Origin of the sequence: Pseudomonas sp. (assembly GCF_050739995.1) — a bacterium.
GTDB lineage: Bacteria > Pseudomonadota > Gammaproteobacteria > Pseudomonadales > Pseudomonadaceae > Aquipseudomonas.
The window spans coordinates 1-4989 of the sequence record NZ_JBOICG010000194.1; the positions used below are offsets into that span (position 1 = coordinate 1).

Genomic DNA, 4989 nt, shown 5'->3' on the forward strand with positions numbered 1-4989 from the left:
GCTACAGAGATGTTGGCTGCCTACCGTCATCGCGGGCAAGCCCGCTCCCACATTTTGATTAGCAGTGGCTTCAGTAGCCGCGTTCGAAGCTGACTTCCCCGCGCAGCGCTTCCTTAGCCTGATACGCCCGCAGGTTTTGCACAAACAACTCCACCATCATCGAAGGCGACGTCGGTGCCGAACTGTGCCCGGTCAGCAACAAGCCCCACGCGGTCCAGAACGGATGACGTTGCGGCAGCGGTTCCTGGCGGCATACATCGATCACCGCACCAGCCAGGTGCCCTTCTTTCAGGGCTTCGACCAGATCGGCATCCACCACCGCCACGCCGCGCCCGACGTTGATGAACAACCCGGTCGGCTTGAATTGCTTGAACAGCGCAGCGTCGTACAGATCATGGGTGTCAGGCGTATTGGGCAGCAGGTTGATCACGTAGTCCACCTCCCCCACCAACCGGCCCAACTGGTCGAGCCCGGCCACCTCGATAAACGGCGCCTGTTCGCGTGCGGAACTGGCAATGCCATACAGCTTCACGCCAAACGGCACGAGAAACTCGGCAACGCTCTGGCCGATATCACCAGTGCCGACGATCAGCACCTTGCGCCCCGCCAGGCTCTGGCCCATGCGGTTGTCCCACTTGCGCTCGACCTGGCTGACCAGCCGCGCCAGCACTTCGCGCTCGTGGCCCAGCATGTAGGTGAGGACAAACTCGGCCATCACCTGGCCAAAGATGCCGACCGCGCGAGTCAAGCGATAGTGGCGCGGCAAGCCTTCGGCCAGCAGTGGCGTTATACCGGCCCAGGTCGATTGCAGCCACTGCGGCTGGTGGCCCTGGCGCAACAGGGTGGCCAGCAGGTCCGGCTGGCCCAGCCATACCGGGCAATCGGCGGCCAGGCGCGACAGTTCGGCCGAATCGCCGCTAGTCAGTACCTCGAGGTCCGGCGCCGCGTCACGCAGCAGTTGGGCGTAGAGCGGGTGATCCTGCTCAGCAATCAGAACACGCATGGTTCAAACCTTTCAAAAACAATACGGACGGCCGCCCGCATCCTTACGGCCACCGCCCACTTATACGATTCCATTGAAGCAAGTGCCCCGGACGGGGCACTGATCGATCACATCGGGTCGTTGCGGCGCAGCAGCTCTTCAGGCAAGTGTTCGATGTACTCGTCCTCGGCCGGCGGCATTTGCAGGTGGTAGCCCTGCTTGTCGAGGTTTTCCAGGACTTGCACGATGTCTTCCTGTTGCAGCTTGCGCTCGGGCGTCAGTACCAGGTCGAACGCGTGCGCCGGCTTGCCGAAAATAGTGATCAGGGCTTCAGGCACACGTTCAAGGGCGTCGCTCTTGAGCACGTAGAGGTACATGCCGGTGCGTTTCGAACTGCGGTAGATGGAGCAAATACGTTTCAAGGCTGTTCTCCGGCAGTGGCCAGGCTGTCGAGCAGCGCCTGGCCCATCAACTCGCGGCGCCAGCCACGCAGCGAGTCTGGCAATTGGTAAGGCCCATCGGGATAGCCGCTTTTAACCAGGGCTTCGAGGGTTTTCTTGCGCAGCATCAGTTCCGGCGCCATGTCCAGGCGTTCGGCAAACGCCTGGCCCAAGGTACGCAGCTCTTTGATCAACGCTGCAGCGTCTACCGGCAGGGGTTCTGCGACGGCAGGCGGCCATTGGTCCATTGGCACGCTACCGGTACGCTTGATCAGGTCCAGCAGGAACTGACCATCCTGACGCACGGTGCGCGGGTGCATGTCTTCGATCTTGCCCAGGGCGGCGAGGTTATCCGGCTGGGATTTGGCCAGGGGCCATAACGAATGCTCACGAATGATGCGATTGCGCGGCAGGTCACGGGCACGGGCTTGCTGTTCGCGCCAGGCGCACAGTTCACGCAGTACGGCGAGCTGGGCGCGGGACAGTTTCCACGCCAGCTTGGCCTCGCGGTACACCTCGTACGGGTCGACTTCACGGCGCAGGTTGGCCACCAGTTCGGCGCCGTCTTCCAGTACCCAGGCGTATTTGTCATCGGACAGGCGCGGACGTAGCCGGGTGTAGACCTCGGCCAGGTGCACGGCGTCTTCGGCGGCGTAGCTCACTTGCGTCTCGGACAGCGGCCGCTGCAGCCAGTCCGAGCGCGTCTCGCCCTTGGGCAACTCGATATCGAGCACGGCCTGCACCAGCCGCGAGTAGCCCATCGAGAAACCGAGGTTCAGGTAAGCCGCGGCCAATTGGGTGTCGAACAGCGGTACCGGCAAACTGCCAGTCAGGCGCAACAACACTTCGAGGTCTTCGCTGCAAGCGTGCACCACCTTGATCACCGCTGGATTTTCCAGCAAGGCGGCCAAAGGTTGCCAGTTGTCGATGGTCAGGGGATCGATCAGGTAAGCGCGTACGCCATCGCCAATCTGGATCAGCCCGGCAATGGGATAAAAGGTGTCGACCCGCATGAATTCGGTGTCGAGGGCGACGAATGGCAACTGCTGCCATTCGGCGCAGTGCTGGCCGAGGCTATCGTTGTCGCAGATCCAGTGAATATCGATGGCCACACGGCTCTCCCTTGAAGAATGGCGCGCAGTATATATCGCGAAAGGGGCTTGCGAGCATTCGCAGTGCACACACGATCATGAAAACTCCGACAAGAGACGGAGAATAGTCCGACGAACGGGACTTATCCTCTCTTACGTAGAACGTAGACCCGCCACGACGTGGAGCCTGGGAGGAACTCCTGGTAATTCAGGACTTTGAAACCGGCTTCGCGGAACTCACCCTCCACCAGCGTTCGCGCATTCACCGAGACGATCACGGTGTCACGGCTGACCCGATGAAACTCGCGCAGCAAGGTTAAACGCACGTCACTGTCGGGGACATGGCGAAACAATTCCAGGCAGAAAATGCAGTCCACCGCATTCGCCGACAGGCCGATGGAAAACGCCGAGCCTTGAAAAGTCTTGATCCGCTTGAGCAGCGTCGCCGGGTGATGGGTACGGGCATGGTCGAGCATGGCCTGGGAGTTGTCCGAGGCCAGGATCACCCGGTTGACGTGTTCGCCCAGTACTGGCCAGAACTGCCCCGAACCGCAGGCCAGGTCAAGAATCAGCCCCGGCTCGCCCGCCACTTTCAATGCATGGCGCACCAGCCGCGCCGTACGCCACGCGGCCAAGCGCTGCAACAACCCTTGCGGGCGGGTATCACCGCAGACTAGGGCATGCTCACGGTCACAGCGCTCGGTGAATTCGATCTCGATGGAGGATGGAGGTTGTGGCGACATCACGGGCTCATGTAAGCGAAACGGTAGTGAACGACCTTGATCCACAGCTTAATCACTGCAACGTGAAAAAAAGGTCGAAAGCGCCGCCGTCGCAAATCCCTTCAGGCCTGGTTCAGGTACCAGCGCCAATCCTGCTCGCCGACTTCGCCCATGAACTGGCGATATTCGGCGCGTTTGACCGCCAGGAATACCCCGAGGAATTCGCTGCCGAACGCATCCCGTGCCCAGCTTGAAGCCTCCAATGCACGCAGGGTGGTGAGCCAGTCCGTAGGCAAAAACTCCTTGGCCTGGGCATAGCCGTTGCCTTCCACCGGAGCGCCTGGATCGCTTCGTTCGCGGATGCCACGGTGGATGCCGGCCAGCATCGCGGCGGCAGCGAGGTACGGGTTGGCATCGGCACCGCAGATGCGGTGCTCGATATGCCGCGAGTTCGCCGGGCCGCCGGGCACGCGCAGACTGACGGTGCGGTTGTCCACGCCCCAGGTAGCGGCCAAGGGCGCGTAACTGTTGGTCTGGAAGCGGCGGTAGGAGTTGGCGTTGGGGCAAAACATCAGCAGCGAATCGAGCAAGGTGTCGAGCATGCCGCCTACCGCCTGGCGTAGCAGCGGTGTACCGTCGGTGGCTTCGCTGGCAAACAGGTTGTTGCCTTCAGCATCCGCCAGGCTGACGTGCATATGCATGCCAGTACCTGCCAGGTCGTCGAACGGCTTGGCCATGAAGCAGGCGGTCATCCCGTGTTTATGGGCCACGCCTTTGACCAGGCGTTTGTAGCGCACCGCTTCGTCCATGGCTTGCAGGGCATCGGCGCGATGCTCCAAGGTGATTTCCACCTGGCCCGGGGCGTATTCGGAGATCGCCGTGCGCGCCGGGATGCCTTGCAGTTTGCAGGCGCTGTAGAGGTCGGCCAGAAACGGCTCGATCTGCTCCAGCTCACGCAGGCCATACACCTGGGTCGAGCGTGGGCGATGGCCGTCCACATCCCGCGCCGGTTGCGGGCGACCGTTGCTATCGGGCTTCTGGTCGAGCAGGTAGAACTCCAGTTCCGCAGCCATCACCGGGTAATAGCCGTCGGCTTTCAACCCGTCGATGACCTTGGCCAGCAAATGCCGAGGGTCGGCCACCGTGGCGGGCAGACCTTCGGTGGGGTGCATGCTGACCTGCACAGCGGCCGTCGGGATCAACCGCCACGGCATGCGCTGCAGGCTGCCGCTGACCGGGTAGGCGCGGCAGTCGATATCACCGACCTCCCATACCAACCCAGAGTTTTCCACATCGTCGCCATTGATGGTCAGGCCGAGGATGGTGCTGGGCAGTGGCCGGCCACTTTCGTACACCGCCAACAGCTCATCGCGGTGCAGTAACTTGCCCCGTGGCACGCCGTTGTTATCGAGGATAAACAGCTCGAACATTTCGATGTCCGGGTTGTGTTCAAGGAACGCTTGGGCTTCGTGCAGGCTGGCAAAAACACTCATGGCAATTCTCATACGTTTGCATCAGGCAGGCGCACAGGCGCCGCCGGGCAGATGCGCACAGGCGCGCGTCATCCATGGGGAAGATCAACGTAGGAGGGAGGTATCTGGTGGGCGGGCGTGACGGCAATGGAACAGCGCCCAGAACGCCAACTCGGACGGTAAGGCCTCGACGACCGTCGAACCACTCGGCACTAAAACGCCAGGCGATGTCTCGGGGTGAGTGTCGGGGGAACCATCCATGTGTCAATCACAGTGAGGGAG

General features: G+C 61.8%; 5 protein-coding genes. All 5 read right to left on the minus strand.

The window, feature by feature from the left end:
• Positions 1-70: 70 nt before the first annotated feature.
• The 5 genes from ACRESD_RS06760 to ACRESD_RS06780 all read right to left on the minus strand — a co-directional run bounded on the left by ACRESD_RS06760 (position 71) and on the right by ACRESD_RS06780 (position 4728).
• Positions 71-1003, minus strand: coding sequence for a D-2-hydroxyacid dehydrogenase (locus ACRESD_RS06760; protein ID WP_431750222.1), 933 nt, complete (start codon positions 1001-1003; stop codon positions 71-73).
• A gap of 107 nt (positions 1004-1110) precedes the next feature.
• Entirely contained in the window at positions 1111-1404 is a 294-nt protein-coding gene (locus tag ACRESD_RS06765; protein ID WP_071488977.1) for a YcgL domain-containing protein, read from the minus strand.
• Entirely contained in the window at positions 1401-2534 is a 1134-nt protein-coding gene (gene rnd, locus ACRESD_RS06770) for a ribonuclease D (protein ID WP_431750223.1), read from the minus strand. Before rnd ends, ACRESD_RS06765 begins: the two co-directional genes overlap by 4 nt.
• A 122-nt stretch (positions 2535-2656) precedes the next feature.
• Positions 2657-3256: a class I SAM-dependent methyltransferase gene (locus tag ACRESD_RS06775; protein ID WP_431750224.1), complete on the minus strand. Its 600-nt coding sequence runs from the start codon at positions 3254-3256 to the stop codon at positions 2657-2659.
• A 101-nt stretch (positions 3257-3357) separates the two neighbouring features.
• Complete coding sequence (locus ACRESD_RS06780) at positions 3358-4728, minus strand: glutamine synthetase family protein (protein WP_431750225.1); 1371 nt, start codon at positions 4726-4728, stop codon at positions 3358-3360.
• Between the last annotated feature and the right edge of the window lie 261 nt (positions 4729-4989).